Consider the following 15595-nt stretch of genomic DNA (forward strand, 5'->3'; position numbering starts at 1 on the left):
CGGCGCTTATGCCCCCTTCAGCGCGTCGGAAAGCGCCTTGTCCAAAGCTTCGTCGGCGGCATGCCGCGCCGCCAGCATCTGTGCGAAATCGCCCGCGGCCTGCTTCCCGGCGTCGGGCAGGGTTTCGTATTCCGCCAGCGCCTTCTGGTAATCGCCGGCGATCACTGCGGCCTCGAAGCGCGCCGCGATGGCGTCCACCCCGTTGCCTTCCACGCTGCCCACCGGGCGGACCACCACCAGCGACCGAGCGCTGGACATCAGATTGTCGATGATGCCGCCGTCATTGCCGGAGGCGCGGTTGGCGGCGGCGACGATCCGGGTCGCGAACTCCGGAACCTGCGCGGCGAGCGTCGTGCGGCTGGGAACACCCTTCGCAGCATGTTCGCGCAGCGGCGCCAGCGCTTCGGCATCCGGCGCGATCGCCGCATAGGTGTCGAGTTCGCCAGCGAACGGCGCGCCGCGCTCGACCGCCGATTTGAGCGCAGAGGCCGCGATCACCAGCGCCATGCGCGGCGCATCGTTGTTCTTGGCGACCTCCTGCCTGAGGCTTTCGATCTCGGCGCTGAGGCGCGACAGCGCCGCAGCGTTCTCCGACGAGGCGCTGGCCGCCGCGCCCGTATCTTCACTCGCCTTCGCGATGTCCGCCTGCAACGTGGCGATGCGCGATGTCACCTCCTGCAGAGCCGCATCGTCACCGCCGGCGCCCGCAGCCGCCTCGAGATTCGAAAGCCGCGCGGCGAGCGCTTCCGCGCTCGCCCCGTCACCCGCCGCACCGGAGGAAACCGCATCCTGCAGCGTCGCAAGCTGGCTATCCAGTTCCGAGATGCGCCCGTCCAGCGCATCCGCCCTCTGGCTGGCCTGCGACAGGGCCTCGCCCACATCCGCGCCAGCGTCCACGCCGCCGGCCGCTTCGAGCCGACCCTGCTGATCGTCCAGCCTGTCCTCCAGCGCCGCCACCTGCTGGCGCAGCGTTTCCATGGCGGGATCGGCGGTCCTCGTCTCGGGCTTCAGACCAGGCAGGATGCCTGCCCATTGCAACCCACCCGCAAGCGCCAAGGCGATGACGCCGCCGGCAACACCCGCGCCGAGCATGCTCCCGCCGCCCCGGCCGGCCGGGCTGGCCGGGCGAGCATTGGAGGCGGCTTTCCCGGCATCCACCTTCGGCGTCTCGCCGGAAGCGGACGTCCTGCCGAAACCGCCCTGTCCCTCCTGGTCTTTGGCCTGCTGAGGCTTCTGCTCGGCGGCCTTTTCCGGACCTGCCTCCTTCAGTGCGCCGGTCTTACCGGCCGTATCCGGCTGTTTCGGGCCGGCGTGCGTCTGGTCCTTCGGCGCGGCGGCACCCGGCTTCTCCTCGCCCCCCGCCTTGGCCGTGTCCGCCGTCTCGCGCTTGACCTGATCCGGGGGGAGATCGATGGTCACCGGCTCTCGCTGGGGTTTGGAATGGCGCGTTCTCGGCGTTTTGACCATCAGGCAACTCCACGGACAAAGTGCAAATCTGGCACCGTGTGCGGTGCACATAAAGTCCTATCACACCGTTCTATGGTGAAAACAGGGGCGTGTCGCGATCAGCGATGTCGGTCGAGCAGCGCCAGCAGCGGTTCCTCGGCGGGCTGCGCGGCGATTTTCTTCCTTTCCGAGGCGATTGTCGGCAGGGCGTCGGCAATCCGCTGCGATAGGCAGTAGAACGTCGCATGGTCAAGTCTCGTTCCCAGGACAGGCCGTGACATCAGCTTGCCGATCTGCAGCGCGCCATTGGCCGAATGCACCAGCACGGCCGAAACCCCCGCCTCGCCGAAAGCCGCCGCGATCGCCGCATCGTCGGGATCGAGCGGCAGCGTGTTGTAGGTCTCGATCAGCCGGACGCGGTATCCACCATCCCGCAGCCTGCCCTCGAGGACATCGCGCCGCACGCGTCCGCACAGAACCGTGATGGCGCGTGGCGCGGGAAAAGCGGCGGCGATGGCCCGCGCAAGACCTTCCGCATCGCCGGCTGCCTCGTCGACAACGTTCAGCCCGGCTTCGCGCGCGGCGATGCCCGTCCGCGTGCCGACAGCGAAAACCGGCGCGCGCGCCAGCATGTCGAGGAGCGGCCGGGGCGCATGGCGAACGGCGTTGGCGCTGGTGACCGCAACCGCATCGACCGGCCCGGCGTCCGCCGCTTCGGCCAGCGGGACTGTCTCGGTGAGCGGCAGGACGACGGCCTCAAACCCGCGTGCGGCGAGCCGCGCGGCGGTTTCGCTGGAACCGGGCTCGGGCCGCGTCACCAGCACCCGCATGTTTCAGGACCAGCCGTCGAAGAAGCGGGCGCCGGCCTTCTGGCGGATCGCCGCTCCGGCGTCGGCACCGATCCGCGCCGCTTCGGCGGTGCGCCCCTCGGCGGCGATATCATGCGTCTCGCGGCCGTCCGGCGTCAGGATCAGGCCGGAGAAGCGCAATCCATCGCCGTCGATCCGCGCCAGCCCGGCGATCGGCGTCCGGCAGGACCCGTCGAGCGCAGCCAGGAACGCGCGCTCGCAGGCCAGTGCGAAGCCCGTCGCCGTGTGATGGATCGCGGCGACCATCGGGCCGATGCGCCGGTCGCCGATGCGGCTTTCGATGCAGATCGCCCCCTGCCCCAGCGCCGGCGGAAAGCGTTCCGGGTCCATGATCTCGCTGGCGATGTGCGCCACGCCGAGCCGTTTCAGCCCGGCCAGCGCCAGAAGCGTGCCCTCGGCGACGCCTTCCTCCAGCTTGCGCAGGCGCGTCTGGACATTGCCGCGGAACATGCCGACCTCGAGGTCCGGCCGAAGCCGCAACACGAGCGCCTGCCGGCGCAGCGAGGACGTGCCCAGCTTCGCCCCCTGCGGCAGGCTCCCGAGGCTTGCCACGGAGCGGCCGATGAACACGTCGCGCACATCCTCGCGCTCGAGAAAGGCGGAAATCTCCAGCCCGTCGGGCAGCACGGTCGGCATGTCCTTCGAGGAATGGACGGCGAGATCGATGCGGCCGTCGATCAGCGCCTCCTCGATCTCCTTGGTGAAAAGCCCCTTGCCGCCGGCCTGCGACAGGGGTCTGTCCTGTATCTGGTCGCCGGAGGTGGAGATGATGACGATCTCGAACGCCTCTTCCGGCATGCCATGCGCCGCCATCAGCCGGGCGCGGACCTCGGCTGCCTGCGCCACCGCGAGGGCGCTGCCGCGCGTGCCGATCTTCACCACATCAGTTTGCATGCCGTCACGTCCGTGCTAACCCGCATCCCGAAACCGGATGCACCTTTCCCTAACGGGGATTGGCCGCGACGGCAACAACAGCGGGTAAGGCCGAATGACGCGCATTCTGGGCATCGAGACGAGCTGCGACGAAACCGCCGCCTCGGTCGTCGGCTGTGACGCGACCGGCGCGCCGGCCATCCTGTCGAACGTCGTGCTCAGCCAGATCGCCGAGCATGCCGCTTTCGGCGGCGTGGTGCCGGAGATCGCCGCACGCGCCCATGTGGAAGCGCTCGACGGGGTGATCGATGCGGCGCTTACCGAGGCCGGCTGCACCCTCGCCGACATCGATGCCATCGCCGCCACTGCCGGCCCCGGCCTGATCGGCGGATTGATCGTCGGCCTGACCACGGCGAAGGCCATCGCCGCGGCGGCAGGCAAGCCGCTGATTCCGGTCAACCATCTCGAGGGCCACGCGCTGACCGCGCGGCTGACGGACGGGCTGGACTTCCCCTATCTGCTGCTGCTGGTTTCCGGCGGGCACACCCAGATCGTCCATGTGAGCGGCGTTGGCCGCTACACGCGCTGGGCCTCGACCATCGACGACGCCCTCGGCGAGGCTTTCGACAAGACCGCGAAACTGCTCGGCCTGCCCTATCCGGGGGGACCGAGCGTCGAGAAGGCCGCCCGCTCGGGCAATGCGCGGCGCTTTGCCTTCCCGCGTCCGCTCAAGGGCGAGGCGCGGCCGGATTTCTCCTTCTCCGGCCTGAAGACGGCGGTGCGCCGCACGGCGACGGAGCTTGCGCCCCTCGCGGAAAGCGACATTGCGGACATCTGCGCCGCGTTCCAGCGCGCTGTCACCGAGACCCTGGCGGATCGCGTGAAGCGCAGCCTGGAGCGCTTCCGCGACGAGCATCCGGATCTGAAGAAACCCGTGCTGGTGGTGGCCGGCGGCGTCGCGGCCAATCAGGCGATCCGCGCGGCGCTGGACGCCCTGTGCGAAGCGAACGGCTTTGGCCTCGTCGCGCCGCCGGCAAAACTGTGCGGAGACAATGCGGCAATGATCGCCTGGGCCGGACTGGAAAGGCTGCGGCACGGGCTGGCCGAGGACGATCCCCTGTCCTTCGCGCCGCGCCCGCGCTGGCCGCTCGACCAGGCGGCGGCGCCGCTGTTCGGGGCGGGTAAGCGGGGAGCCAAGGCATGAACAGACCATCGACGATTGCCGTTCTTGGCGCCGGCGCCTGGGGCACAGCGCTTGCCGGCACGATGCGCGCGGCCGGCCACGCCACCACCGTCTGGGCGCGCGACGCCGCCCTCACGCAGGCAATCAACGACACCCATCGCAACGAGCGCTACCTGCCAGGCATCGCGCTCGACCCGGCGCTGCGGGCGACCACGGAGATGAACGTCGCGCTGGAAGGTGCCGGATGCGTTCTGGCGGTCACGCCGACGCAGACCATGCGGGCCGTTCTCGCTGCGGCGGCGCCACACCTGCCGCAGGGCGTTCCAGTCGTCCTTTGTGCCAAGGGCATCGAGCGGGAAACCGGGCGGCTCCTGTCGGAGATTGCGGCCGAGATCCTGCCGAAAAACCCCGTCGCCGCCCTCTCCGGCCCGAGTTTCGCGACCGACCTGGCGCGCGGCCTGCCCACGGCGGTCACCGTGGCGGCGAACGATGCCGCATTGGCCGCGCGGCTTGCCGAAAGCCTCTCCGCGCCGCATCTGCGCTGCTACTCCACTGACGACATGACCGGTGTCGAGATCGGCGGCGCGCTGAAGAACGTGCTGGCCATCGCCGCCGGCGCCACGAGCGGCGCGGGCCTCGGAGCCAGCGCCGTCGCCGCCCTGATCACGCGCGGCTTCGTCGAGCTGCGCCGCATCGGCGGTGCCTTCGGGGCGCGACCGGAGACGTTGATGGGGCTTTCGGGCCTTGGCGACCTGATCCTCACCTGCGGCTCCGAACAGTCGCGCAACTTCGCCTACGGCGTGGCGCTGGGGCGCGGCGACAGTCTCGACGGCCGGCCGCTCGCCGAGGGCGCACACACCGCCGGCATCGCCGCCCGCATCGTCCGGGAACGCGGACTCGAGGCGCCGATCATCGAGAGCGTGACGGAACTGCTGCACGGGCGGCTGACGGTCGAGAAGGCCATGCAGGCGCTTCTGGCGCGGCCGCTGAAGAGCGAGGATTGAGGTGGCGCTTGGGAAGAAGAAGGACCCCTCTCTTGCAAATTCCAAGGACTTGGCTCCGCCAAGCCCAGGAATTTGCTTTCTCCTCCACAGGGGGAGATAGGCGTACTTCTTCGATGCAGGCGTATCTCTCCCCTTGCGGGAGAGAAAGCGATTTCAACATCTTAGCTGAAGGCTAAGTGTTAGAATTCGCAAGGGAGGGGTAAGCGCGCGCCACGCCGGAAAGAGACAACGATCGAAAAGGGAGAACCCATGATCTTCGCCATCATCTGCAAGGACAAGCCGGGACATCTGGACACCCGCACCGGCACGCGCCCCGACCACGTGGCGTTCCTCAACGGTCTCAACGAGAACGGCGCGCTGAAATTCGCCGGCCCCTTCCTCGACGCGGAGGGAAAGCCCTGCGGCAGCCTCGTCGCCATCGAGGCGGAAGACCAGGCGGCCGCCGAACTGATCGCCGCCGCCGATCCATATGCTCTTGCAGGCCTGTTCGAATCCGTTGAGATACGAGCCTGGAACTGGGTCTTCAACAATCCGGAGAACGCATGATGGCCTACTGGCTGTTCAAATCCGAACCCACCTCCTGGTCCTGGGAGATGCAGAAGAAGAAGGGCGACGCCGGGCAGGAGTGGGATGGCGTGCGCAACTACCAGGCGCGCAACAACATGCGCGAGATGAAGATCGGCGATCTGGGCTTCTTCTACCATTCGGTGAAGGAAACCAGCGTGGTCGGCATTGTCGAGGTCTGCGCGCTGGCCCATCACGATTCGACGACCGATGACCCGCGCTGGGAATGCGTCGATATCCGCGCCGTGAAGGACGTTCCCAACCCTGTGACGCTCGCCGATATCAAGGCCAATCCGAAGCTCTCGGAGATGATCCTGGTCAACAATTCGCGCCTTTCCGTCCAGCCGGTCAGCAAGGCCGAATGGACCGAAATCTGCCGCATGGGCGGGCTCGACAAGGCTCCCTGAGAAGGCGCCGTGAAGCACATCACCCCGGACGACGCGGTGGCGTTCATCCGCGCCAACACGGCGCTGACGCGGCCGCCGCATGTGCCGGAGGTCGCCCTGCATCTCGCCGACGAAGCGCATGATCTGTGGCAGCGCACCGAAGAGGAGCTTGCCGAAATCGGCCTGCCGCCGCCCTTTTGGGCGTTTGCCTGGGCCGGCGGGCAGGGCCTTGCGCGCTATGTTCTCGACCGTCCCGAAAGCGTGCGCGGATGCAGCGTGCTCGACTTCGCGACCGGCTCCGGGCTGGTCGCCATCGCCGCGATAAAGGCCGGCGCGCAGCGCGTGCTCGCCGCGGACACCGATCCCTTCTCCCGGCCGACCTGCGCACTCAACATGGCCGCCAATGATGTGGCGTTCGAGACGACTGGGGACGATCTAGTCGGCGCCATGGGCGGATGGGATGTCGTGCTGGCTGGCGACGTGTTCTACGACCGGGCGATGACGGACAGGCTGGTGCCCTGGTTCGAACGCCTCTCGCAGGCAGGGTCACGCGTGATCGTCGGCGATCCCGGCCGCAGCTACCTGCCGCGCGCCCGCCTCACCGAACTGGCCGTCTACGCCGTCCCGGTGACCCGCGCGCTGGAAGACGCGGAGGTGAAGCGCACCACGGTCTGGCAATTCGCTTGACCGCATCCGGGGGTGCGGGTTCAATCCGGCTTGCAGAGCCTTCGAGGAGGATCCGATGGATTTCGCCGGTCTCAACTATCTTGCCATTCTCGTCGCGGCGATCGCCGCCTTCATCTTCGGCTCGGTCTACTACGGCACGCTCGGCAAACCGTGGATGAAGGCCGCGCGGATCAAGCCGGAGGAAGCGAAGATGGCCCCATCCCTCCTGATCACCTCCTTCGTGGCCGAACTGATCATGGCCTGGGTGCTGGCGGGCGTCATCGGCCATCTGGGCGCGGGCCAGGTCACGCTCTGGAACGGTGTCGTCTCGGGCGCTTTCGTCTGGCTGGGCTTCATGGCCACGACCACCGCCGTCAACCAGCGCTATGAGGGATTTGGCTGGAACCTGACCCTGATCGACGCCGGCCACTGGCTGGGCGTGGCCGTCGTGATGGGCGGGATCATCGGCTGGTTCGGCGTCTAGGAATACGGGCCCCGGTCGTCAAAACTACCGATAAATACATCAATAATGATGTTCTAGACATCATTATTAAAAGCTTGTATATACCTACCCAGACGGAGCGCCAATGATCACCGCAGCACAAATGCGCGCCGCCCGCGCCCTTCTGGGTATCGATCAGAAGCAACTGGCCGAGCTTTCGGGCGTCTCCTTGCCGACGATCCAGCGGATGGAGGCGAGCGAGGGCAATGTGCGCGGCGTGGTCGACACGCTGTCCAAGGTCGTCGAGGCCCTGGCCGCCGCCGGCATCGAGCTGATCGGCGACAACGCGCCGAGCACCGGGACCGGGCGCGGTGTGCGTTTCAGGGAACCCGCGGCACGGGCGAAGCCTGTCTGAACATTGGCAACGGCGACCGCCTGGCGCCCGCACAAACGCCGAATGAGTCTGAAGCCGACGGCACTGCTGCCGGAAGGTATTGGGGGGAGCAGCGATGCCTACCCGCAGGAACCAGGTCGATCTTGCCGCGCTTTTCACACCGAAGCTGATCACGGTGTTGCGTGAGGGCTACGGTCTGGATGCGTTCAGGGCCGATGTCATCGCCGGTCTCACCGTCGCCATCATCGCGCTTCCCCTTTCCATGGCCATCGCCATCGCCTCCGGCGTGCCGCCGGAGCGGGGTCTTTACACGGCGATCGTCGGTGGTTTCCTGGTCTCGGCGCTGGGCGGCAGCCGCTTCCAGATCGGCGGTCCGGCGGGTGCCTTCATCGTCCTCGTCTTCGCCACGGTCCAGACGCATGGCATCGACGGGCTGATCCTCGCGACGTTTCTCTCCGGCTTCATCCTGCTCGCCATCGGCTTCCTGTGGCTCGGCACCTTCATCAAGTATGTTCCCTACCCCGTGACCGTCGGCTTCACCTCGGGCATCGCCGTCGTCATCCTGGCGAGCCAGATCAGGGATTTTCTCGGACTGATCCTTTCGGGCCCGGAACCCGGCCCGTTCATTCCCAAGCTGCAGGCACTGGCGACGGCGCTGCCGACGGTGAACAAGGCGTCCCTCGCACTCGCCATCGGCGTGGTCGCCGTCATCCTCGGCCTGCGCCGCGTCAGACCGCATTGGCCGGGCTTTCTCATCGCCGTCGCGCTCGCGACGTGCGTGGCATGGGTGTCCGGCCTTCCCGTCGAGACCATCGGCACGCGCTTCGGCGGCATTCCGCAGATGCTCCCCGCGCCGCACCTGCCGGCGTTGTCGCTGGAGAAGATCGTCGCCGTCCTGCCGTCTGCGCTGTCCTTCGCCCTGCTCGGCGGCATCGAGAGCCTGCTCTCCGCCGTCGTCGCGGACAGCATGACCGGCCGGCGGCACCGGTCCAATTGCGAGTTGGTGGCGCAGGGGATCGCCAACATCGGGTCGGCGCTGTTCGGCGGCATCTGCGTGACCGGCACCATCGCCCGCACGGCGGCGAATGTGCGCGCCGGTTCGCGCGGGCCGGTGTCCGGCATGCTTCACGCGCTGTTCCTGCTCGCCTTCATGCTGATCGCCGCGCCGCTGGCGCGCTTCATCCCGCTCGCGGCCCTCGCCGCCATTCTCGTGGTCGTCGCCTGGAACATGGCGGAGAAGCATCAGTTCGGCGCGCTCCTGCGCTCTTCCGGCGGCGATGCGGCGGTGCTCCTCGTCACCTTCCTGCTGGTGGTGTTCCGCGACCTGACCGAAGGCATCCTGGTCGGCTTCGGCCTCGGCGCGCTGCTGTTCCTGCACCGCATGTCGGAGATGGTGCGCGTTGAGCACGGCATGGCGTCGATCGCCGACCGCCCCGACAATGGCGAACAACCCTATGCGCCCGATATCGCTACCGATGACGACATCGTCGTCTACCGGATTTCCGGCGCATTCTTCTTCGGCGCGGCATCCGCCGTTGCCGCGGCACTCGACCGCATCGGCGGACAGCCGAAAGCCTATGTCATCGACATCTCCGCGGTCAGCTTCCTCGATTCCACGGCCGCCTCCACCATCGAGGGCTTCGTCCGCAAGGCGGGACGGCATGGCGCGGGCCTGTATCTGGTCGGCGCCAGCCAGCCGATGCATCGCCTGTTGCGGACGCACGGCCTGCATGCGCCACAAGTGCGCTTCTACGGAAGCCTGGAAGAAGCCACGGCCGCCGCGCGGCGGGCCATCGCGACCGCGTGAGACGCGGCTATTTCGTCGGCTCTTCCAGCGAATGCCGCATGATCAGCGGCATCTGGCTCATGGTGAAGAGGATGGTGATCGGCATGATGCCCCAGACCTTGAAGGCGACCCAGGCGTCGGTGGAGAAGGAGCGCCAGACGACCTCGTTGACCACCGCAAGGAACAGGAAGAACAGCCCCCAGCGCAGCGTAAGCTTGCGCCAGCCCTCCGCGTCGAGCTTGAAGGCGGAATCGAACACATAGCCGAGCAGCGATTTCCCGAAGGCGAGGCCGCCGAGCAGGATCGCGCCGAACAGCGTGTTGACGATGGTCGGCTTCATCTTGATGAAGGTCTCGTTGTGCAGATAGAGCGTCAGCGCACCGAAGATCAGCACCACGACGCCGGAAACCAGTGGCATGATCGGCAGGGTGCGGGTCAGTACCCAGGATACGGCAAGCGCGATCACCGTCGCCGCCATGAACAGCCCGGTCGCCATGAAGATCGGCCCGCCGAGGGCCGCCAGCGCCGGGAATCGCTCGGCCAGCCATTCGCCGCGCGCGTTGACGAAGAAGAACACCATCAGCGGCCCGAGCTCCAGCACCAGCTTCAGGAGCGGGTTGAGTTCCTTCCGCTTCGGGTCCGAGGGATCGCGTTCGAGAAGACGGGTCATTGGACGCACTCCCGGAAGACGTTCGGCGCCCTGCCCCCCTCTGCCCTGCCGGGCATCTCCCCCTCAAAGGGGGAGATCAGGTGGCGGAAGCCTTGGTGCCAATCACCAATGTTGCAGAACCGCGAAACCGTCCGTGCGGGCCATTCTACCCCCTTGAGGGGGAGATGCCCGGCAGGACAGAGGGGGGTATCCAGGTTCAAGCGCGTCAAAACTAAGCCACTCCCGCAATCGCCTTGGCGAAATCGCTCGCCGAAAAGGGTTCCAGATCGTCGACCTGCTCGCCGACACCGATGAAATAGACCGGCAGCTTGTGCTTGGCGGCGATGGACACGAGGATGCCGCCCCGCGCCGTGCCGTCGAGCTTGGTCATGACAAGGCCGTTGACGCCCGCAACATTGCGGAAGATTTCGACCTGATTAAGGGCGTTCTGCCCGGTGGTCGCATCGACCGTCTGGAGGACGGTGTGCGGCGCATCCGGATCATGCTTGCCGAGCACGCGGACGATCTTCTCCAGCTCCGCCATCAGCTCGGCCTTGTTCTGCAACCGGCCGGCCGTGTCGATGATCAGCACGTCGGAGCCGGCTTCCTTCGCCTTTTCATAGGCATCGAAGGCGAGGCCCGCCGCGTCGGCGCCAAGTTTTGAGGAAACGACGGGCGAGCCGGTGCGCTCGCCCCAGATCCTGAGCTGCTCGATGGCCGCCGCGCGGAACGTGTCGCCGGCACCCAGCGTCACGGACAGGCCGCCCTCGACCAGCTTCGCGGCAAGCTTGCCGATGGTGGTCGTCTTGCCGGTGCCGTTGACGCCGACCACGAGGATGACATGCGGCTTGTGCGACAGGTCGAGTTCCAGGGGCATGGCGACGGGCGCCAGCACCTTCTCGATTTCCTCGGCCATCACCGCCTGCACTTCCTCGCCGGAAATGTCCTTGCCGTAGCGGCCCGACGCGAGCGCATCGGTCACCCGCATCGCCGTCTCCAGGCCAAGATCGGCGCGCAGCAGCACGTCTTCCAGATCCTGCAGCGTGTCCTCGTCCAGCTTCCGCTTGGTGAAGACACCGGCGATGTTGTCGCGCAGCTCGCGCGACGAGCGCGACAGCCCTTCGCGCAGCCGCTGGTACCAGGGCTTCTTCGGCGCGGCAGCCGGCTCGGGCGCCGCCTCACCCTTCCGCTCGACGGTCTTGGCGACGGTGAGCCTGGCCGGAGGAACGACCGCCGCAGCTTGATCTTCTACCTTCGGCTCCGGAGCGGCATCGGCTTCCCGGGCATCGTCAATCAAGCGCTCCTCTTCCTTCTCCCCGCTCGCGGGGAGAAGGGGGCGCGGGCGTCGCGTCCTGATCTTCTGCCTTCGGCTCTGGCTCTGGCTCTGGCTCTGGCTCTGGCTCTGGCTCTGGCTCTGGCTCTGGCTCTGGCTCTGGCTCTGGCTCTGGCTCTGGCTCTGGCTCTGGCTCTGGCTCTGGCTCTGGCTCTGGCTCTGGCTCTGGCTCTGGCTCTGGCTCTGGCTCTGGCTCTGGCTCTGGCTCTGGCTCTGGCTCTGGCTCTGGCTCTGGCTCTGGCTCTGGCTCTGGCTCTGGCTCTGGCTCTGGCTCTGGCTCTGGCTCTGGCTCTGGCTCTGGCTCTGGCTCTGGCTCTGGCTCTGGCTCTGGCTCTGGCTCTGGCTCTGGCTTCAGAGCGGAATCAACTTCCCCGGCGGCGTCAACCACCCGCTCCGCTTCCTTCTCCCCGTTTGCGGGGAGAAGGGGGCCCGAAGGGTCGGATGAGGGGCCCGCGCCGGCATCTTCGGGTTCAGGCTCTGTACCTGCTGCCTCATCAGCGGGCGTCGCGTCTGGATCTTCGGCCTTCTGTTCAGGCTCCGGCTCGGCAGGAACCGCAGAGGGCTGCGCCTCCTCGACACCGGCGACATCTTCCGCGCGCTCGTCCTCGGGCGTCGTCTCCTCGACCTTCTTCTTGCCGAAGGAGAAGACCTTCTTGATGAATCCGAACGCCATCCCGCTACGCCGCTTCCTGCTCTTCAACCGCGGCGATGAGCCGCTTTCCATCATGGCCCGTTATGGCCGCATCAATGATGCGCCCGGGCCGCGCCTTGCCGGTCAGGGCCGGCGTGAAATCCTCCATGCGGCCGATGCCGCCATGCTCGACCAGCAGGCGCTGCCGCGTTCCCGTGAAACGGTCGAGATGCGCCCGGTAGGCCGCCTTCCCCGCCACCCGCAGGCGCGCCGCGCGCTCCTTGACCAGCGCGCGCGGCAGTTGCGGCATGCGCGCCGCCGGCGTGCCCTCGCGCGGGCTGAAGGGAAAGACATGCAGATGCGTCAGCCGGCATTCGTCGACGATGCGCAGCGAATTGTCGAACATCGCTTCCGTCTCGGTCGGGAAACCGGCGATGATGTCCGCGCCGAAGACGGCGTCGGGCCTGAGCCGCAGCACCTCGCGGCAGAAGCCGATGGAATGCGCGCGCGAATGCCGCCGCTTCATGCGCTTCAGGATCATGTCGTCGCCATGCTGCAGGGAGAGGTGCAGATAGGGCATCAGCCGCTCCTCCTCCGCCAGCGCCCGCATCAGGTCGTCATCCGCCTCGATGGAATCGATCGACGACAGGCGCAGGCGCTTCAGCCCGGGCACTTCCTTCAGGATCGTCCGCACCAGCCGCCCGAGCCGGGGCTGGCCGGGCAGGTCGCAGCCATAGCTCGTCAGGTCCACGCCCGTCAGCACCGCTTCGACATAGCCGTTTTCGACGATCTGCCGCACCTGGTCCACCACCGCGCCCATCGGCACGGAGCGCGAATTGCCGCGGCCGAAGGGGATGATGCAGAAGGTGCAGCGGTGGTCACAGCCATTCTGCACCTGGACGAAGGCGCGCACCCGCCCCTCGATGGAATCGACCATGTGCGCCGCCGTCTCGCGCACCGACATGATGTCGTTGACGCGCACCTTCTCGGTGTCATTGACACCGAAATCGGGCAGCGCCCGGTAATGGTGGCTCTGCAGTTTCTCCTCGTTGCCGAGCACCAGGTCGACCTCGCCCATCGCCTCGAAGCCGGCCGGGTCCGTCTGCGCGGCGCAGCCGGTGACGATGATGCGCGCCTCGGGGTTCTCGCGCCGCGCGCGGCGGATCGCCTGTCGCGCCTGCCGCACGGCCTCGCCGGTCACCGCGCAGGTGTTGACCACCACCGCCCCGCCGTCGAGATCCCCAAGGCCGGCCTCCCCGGCCTTGCGCTTGATGACCTCCGATTCATAGGCGTTGAGCCGGCAGCCGAATGTCAGGACATCGACCGCCATTCAGGCCGCCCCCTCCGTTTCCCGCTGCCAGGCACCCGTTGCCGGATCGAAACGGCCGGAGAACTCCCAGGCCGCCGGGCCGGTCATGATGACGTGATCGTCCTCGCGCCATAGAAGGTCGAGCGCGCCACCAGGCACGGTCACCGTGACATGGCGTCCCGTTCGGCCGGTGCGTGCGGCGGCGACGGCGGCGGCGCAGGCGGCGGAGCCGCAGGCGAGCGTCAGCCCGGCTCCACGCTCCCAGGTGCGCAGCGTCAGCGCTTCGTCGGACGTGATCCGGGCGAGCGAGATGTTGGCGCGCTCGGGAAAGATCGGATGGTTCTCGAGCAGCGGACCGAAACGGGCGAGATCATAGGAATTGATATCCTGCTCCACCCAGAAGATCGCGTGTGGATTGCCCATCGAGACCACCGAGGGCGAATGCAGCACCGGCGCGTCGATCGGCCCGACCTGCAACTCGATCATCCGCGTGTCGCGGAATTCCTCAGCAAGCGGAATCTCCTGCCAGCCGAAGCGCGGCCTGCCCATGTCGACGGAGATCAGCCCGTCCTCGTGCTCGGTGGCGCTGATGATGCCGGCGACGGTCTGGAAGGTGAAGGCCTTCCGCCCGGTCTCGGCGGACAGGGCCTGCACCACGCAGCGCGTGCCGTTGCCGCAGGCCTGCGCCTGGCTGCCGTCGGAGTTGAGGATCTCGATATAGTTCTGCGTGCCGGCGATGCGCGGGTCGTGGATCGCCATGATCTGGTCGAAACGCGTTGCCGGATCGGCGTTCAGCGCGCGCGCGGCCTCGGCGGCGACGCGATCCGTGCGCCCGCGCATGTCGGCGACGATGATCGCGTTGCCGAGGCCGTTCATCTTCGCAAAAGCTGCCAGTTCCGCCATCCGGACCCCGATGCCTGGATTCAATGACTTGCAGCGTCATGCGCCTCGAAGGATCACGACGCTGCAAGGGTCTGGCGCCTATATGGCTGATGACGGGCGAAATTACCAGACGAACGGCGGCAGGCGCGTGTCCGTCAGCCGTCCTCTTCGCCGAAGCGAACCGGCCAACGGAGGGTCCCGCGTCGGGCCCGGCTAGGCGATGACCACGATGCCCAGCACGGCGAGCAGGAACAGCACCAGGACAATGGCGATCAGCAGCTTCACGCCCGTCATGGCGGCACCGGCAATACTGTTCATGCCGAGAAGACCGGCAACCGCAGCAACAATCAGAAGAATAAGAATCCATTTGAGCATAATCGTACCCCTTGTTGCGGCCCATCATTGAAGTCCCGGGTCGCGTCGGGTCTTAACGCCGGGGTCGAACCCTGGTTCCCTGCGGCGCGGATCCCGGTGTTGCCGAGTGTTGCTGATTGGAGACAGTCGGCGCGCATCGACTTCGAAACCGGTTCTTAACCACGCCTGGGCTGTTATAGTTGCGAAAGTTGCCACGATTGGCGTTTCGAATGGAACTCTTAGACGAGTCGGCGCATTAAGCGCCGCAACGGAGAGACACGCATGCCGCACACAAAATTCGCATTCATGGCAGTTTCACTGCTTGCGCTCACTCTTGGCGGCTGCACCAGCGAGCGCTTTGCATCCGCGGGCGGCAACCGCGCGCCTGCGCCTTTGGCAGCAGCCCCTTCCGGAACGGTGACCTCCAGCCAGCTTCCGCCTCCGTCCGCCCCGACCAACCCTTCCGATTTCCCGGCGCCGCCGGAGCAGGGCACGCAGGTCGCGGCACTCGATCCGAACGCCGCCGCAAACGCCCCGGAAGTTTCCTCCGGCGCCGTCGCAGGCGTGTGGAGCGTGAACGTCGCGGGCCAGTCCTGCCGCGTGGCGACGCCGCAGACCAAGTTCGGCGCCGGCTACCGCGCCGGCCCCCTGCGTTGCCCGGCACCCATGGATGGCGTGAAGTCCTGGAACGTCGAAGGCAAGCAGTTGGCGTTTTACGATGCGAATGGCGGTGTCTTGGCCCGGCTCTATTCCTCGGGTGCGGAACGCTTCGACGGGCAGACGACCAGCGGCCAGCCGATCTCCCTGACACGCTAGAGGTTCCG

17 protein-coding genes and 1 pseudogene are annotated in these 15595 nt (G+C 67.3%); 9 read left to right on the top strand and 9 right to left on the bottom strand.

Going from position 1 to position 15595, the window contains the following annotated elements:
• Nucleotides 1–6: 6 nt before the first annotated feature.
• The 3 genes from NA2_RS10680 to hemC form a co-directional block, all read right to left on the bottom strand.
• Nucleotides 7–1419, bottom strand: a complete 1413-nt coding sequence (locus NA2_RS10680; protein ID WP_244423624.1) for a phage tail protein — start codon at nt 1417–1419, stop codon at nt 7–9.
• A 146-nt stretch (nt 1420–1565) separates the two neighbouring features.
• Nucleotides 1566–2276 carry a uroporphyrinogen-III synthase gene (locus NA2_RS10685; RefSeq protein ID WP_008596800.1) on the bottom strand — a complete coding sequence of 237 codons (711 nt, stop codon included), beginning with the start codon at nt 2274–2276 and terminating at the stop codon, nt 1566–1568.
• Between the two features lie 3 nt (nt 2277–2279).
• Nucleotides 2280–3209 carry a hydroxymethylbilane synthase gene (hemC, locus tag NA2_RS10690; protein WP_040677491.1) on the bottom strand — a complete coding sequence of 310 codons (930 nt, stop codon included), beginning with the start codon at nt 3207–3209 and terminating at the stop codon, nt 2280–2282.
• Between the two features lie 94 nt (nt 3210–3303).
• Between hemC and tsaD the strand changes: the two genes are divergently transcribed.
• The 8 genes from tsaD (at nt 3304) to NA2_RS10730 (ending at nt 9634) form a co-directional block, all read left to right on the top strand.
• The gene (gene tsaD, locus NA2_RS10695; protein WP_008596804.1) at nt 3304–4392 is read left to right on the top strand and encodes a tRNA (adenosine(37)-N6)-threonylcarbamoyltransferase complex transferase subunit TsaD; all 1089 of its coding nucleotides are present in this window, start codon (nt 3304–3306) and stop codon (nt 4390–4392) included.
• Nucleotides 4389–5375 (top strand): NAD(P)H-dependent glycerol-3-phosphate dehydrogenase, encoded by a 987-nt coding sequence (locus NA2_RS10700; RefSeq protein ID WP_008596806.1) that lies wholly within the window; start codon nt 4389–4391, stop codon nt 5373–5375. Before tsaD ends, NA2_RS10700 begins: the two co-directional genes overlap by 4 nt.
• A 249-nt stretch (nt 5376–5624) precedes the next feature.
• Nucleotides 5625–5921 (top strand): YciI-like protein, encoded by a 297-nt coding sequence (locus NA2_RS10705; protein ID WP_008596808.1) that lies wholly within the window; start codon nt 5625–5627, stop codon nt 5919–5921.
• A complete protein-coding gene (locus tag NA2_RS10710) occupies nt 5921–6346 on the top strand; it encodes an EVE domain-containing protein (protein ID WP_008596810.1) in 426 nt (141 codons plus the stop codon). Before NA2_RS10705 ends, NA2_RS10710 begins: the two co-directional genes overlap by 1 nt.
• A gap of 9 nt (nt 6347–6355) precedes the next feature.
• Nucleotides 6356–7012 (top strand): class I SAM-dependent methyltransferase, encoded by a 657-nt coding sequence (locus tag NA2_RS10715; protein ID WP_008596811.1) that lies wholly within the window; start codon nt 6356–6358, stop codon nt 7010–7012.
• 55 nt (nt 7013–7067) lie between these two features.
• Nucleotides 7068–7475, top strand: a complete 408-nt coding sequence (locus NA2_RS10720) for a DUF1761 domain-containing protein (RefSeq protein ID WP_008596812.1) — start codon at nt 7068–7070, stop codon at nt 7473–7475.
• Nucleotides 7476–7578: 103 nt separating this feature from the next.
• Nucleotides 7579–7848: a helix-turn-helix domain-containing protein gene (locus NA2_RS10725; RefSeq protein WP_040677493.1), complete on the top strand. Its 270-nt coding sequence runs from the start codon at nt 7579–7581 to the stop codon at nt 7846–7848.
• A 94-nt stretch (nt 7849–7942) separates the two neighbouring features.
• The gene (locus NA2_RS10730; protein WP_008596814.1) at nt 7943–9634 is read left to right on the top strand and encodes a SulP family inorganic anion transporter; all 1692 of its coding nucleotides are present in this window, start codon (nt 7943–7945) and stop codon (nt 9632–9634) included.
• Nucleotides 9635–9641: 7 nt separating this feature from the next.
• Here the strand turns inward: NA2_RS10730 and NA2_RS10735 are convergent, their stop codons facing one another.
• The 6 genes and pseudogenes from NA2_RS10735 to NA2_RS21535 form a co-directional block, all read right to left on the bottom strand.
• Nucleotides 9642–10283, bottom strand: a complete 642-nt coding sequence (locus NA2_RS10735; protein ID WP_008596816.1) for a septation protein A — start codon at nt 10281–10283, stop codon at nt 9642–9644.
• 211 nt (nt 10284–10494) lie between these two features.
• A pseudogene (gene ftsY / locus NA2_RS10745) lies at nt 10495–11448 on the bottom strand (signal recognition particle-docking protein FtsY); the annotation flags it as partial.
• Between the two features lie 103 nt (nt 11449–11551).
• Nucleotides 11552–12268, bottom strand: a complete 717-nt coding sequence (locus NA2_RS21935; RefSeq protein ID WP_202803241.1) for a hypothetical protein — start codon at nt 12266–12268, stop codon at nt 11552–11554.
• A 4-nt stretch (nt 12269–12272) separates the two neighbouring features.
• Nucleotides 12273–13556, bottom strand: a complete 1284-nt coding sequence (mtaB, locus tag NA2_RS10750; RefSeq protein WP_008596818.1) for a tRNA (N(6)-L-threonylcarbamoyladenosine(37)-C(2))-methylthiotransferase MtaB — start codon at nt 13554–13556, stop codon at nt 12273–12275.
• Nucleotides 13557–14438 (bottom strand): diaminopimelate epimerase, encoded by an 882-nt coding sequence (gene dapF, locus NA2_RS10755; protein WP_008596820.1) that lies wholly within the window; start codon nt 14436–14438, stop codon nt 13557–13559. It lies immediately after the preceding gene.
• A gap of 192 nt (nt 14439–14630) precedes the next feature.
• Nucleotides 14631–14792 carry a DUF1328 family protein gene (locus NA2_RS21535; RefSeq protein WP_008596823.1) on the bottom strand — a complete coding sequence of 54 codons (162 nt, stop codon included), beginning with the start codon at nt 14790–14792 and terminating at the stop codon, nt 14631–14633.
• A gap of 261 nt (nt 14793–15053) precedes the next feature.
• On the opposite strand from NA2_RS21535, the gene NA2_RS10765 reads away from it, so the two are divergent.
• Nucleotides 15054–15587 (top strand): protease inhibitor Inh/omp19 family protein, encoded by a 534-nt coding sequence (locus NA2_RS10765; RefSeq protein WP_008596826.1) that lies wholly within the window; start codon nt 15054–15056, stop codon nt 15585–15587.
• Nucleotides 15588–15595 lie beyond the last annotated feature (8 nt).

It is taken from the genome of Nitratireductor pacificus pht-3B (genome assembly GCF_000300335.1).
GTDB classification, from domain to species: Bacteria; Pseudomonadota; Alphaproteobacteria; order Rhizobiales; family Rhizobiaceae; genus Nitratireductor; species Nitratireductor pacificus.